General features: G+C 56.2%; 1 protein-coding gene. It reads left to right on the forward strand.

What is annotated here, in order from left to right; translation table 11 throughout:
• The coding region (locus DU506_RS21260; RefSeq protein ID WP_114488798.1) for an IS3 family transposase at window positions 1-878 on the forward strand (878 nt) is incomplete at its 5' end.
• Window positions 879-914 lie beyond the last annotated feature (36 nt).

Below are 914 nucleotides of genomic sequence, written 5' to 3' on the forward strand. Positions count from 1 at the left end.
ATCAGCTGACTTACGAGGAAGAACAGGCTATTTTGAACGCCTGTCATTGCCCCGAGTATCAGAGCTTGCCGCCGTCCCAGATCGTGCCCTTACTGGCGGATCAAGGCGTCTACCTGGCCTCCGAGTCGTCGTTCTATCGGGTATTGAAAAAGCATCAACAGCAGCACCATCGAGGCCGTATGAAACCACGCCGCCAAGTGCCCGAGCCCACCAGCTTTACGGCGACAGGGCCGAACCAGGTCTGGAGCTGGGACATCAGCTACTGTTCTTCCGTTGTGCGTGGCCAGCACTGGTATCTCTACCTGATCATGGATATCTACAGCCGCAAAATCATCGCCTGGGAAGTTCACGACACGGAATCAGGCGAGCTGGCTAAACAGCTGGTTGAACGCGCCTTGTTGCGAGAAAGTTGCTGGCATCAGCCGCCGGTATTGCACTCGGATAACGGGGCACCGATGACATCCTATACCCTCAAGGCGAGGCTAACAGAACTGGGGATGCTGATGTCTTACAGTCGGCCGAGAGTGAGCAACGACAATCCTTACTCGGAATCGCTGTTCCGCACCGTCAAATATTGCCCGGCGTGGCCCTCACAGGGCTTCGCATCGTTGAGCGCGGTACGGGAATGGATGTTGGCGTTCGAGCGTGCTTACAACGAACAGCACCTTCACAGTGGCATCCAGTATGTCACGCCAGCTGACCGGCACCGTGGCATAGATCGAGAACGTCTTGAGCACCGCAAAGCGGTTTATGAAAGCGCGAAGCGCCGACACCCGCAACGTTGGTCGGGCAGCACCCGAAACTGGGAGGTAACCGGTCCGGTGTCGCTCAACCCCGGGAAAGTGCAAGAAATCGAGCGTAATAAACAGGCTGCTTAAGCGCAGCTATTTGGACAACTGGGTTGAAAATCACCG

The sequence above is a fragment of the Vreelandella rituensis genome (genome assembly GCF_003336665.1).
GTDB classification, from domain to species: domain Bacteria; phylum Pseudomonadota; class Gammaproteobacteria; order Pseudomonadales; family Halomonadaceae; genus Vreelandella; species Vreelandella rituensis.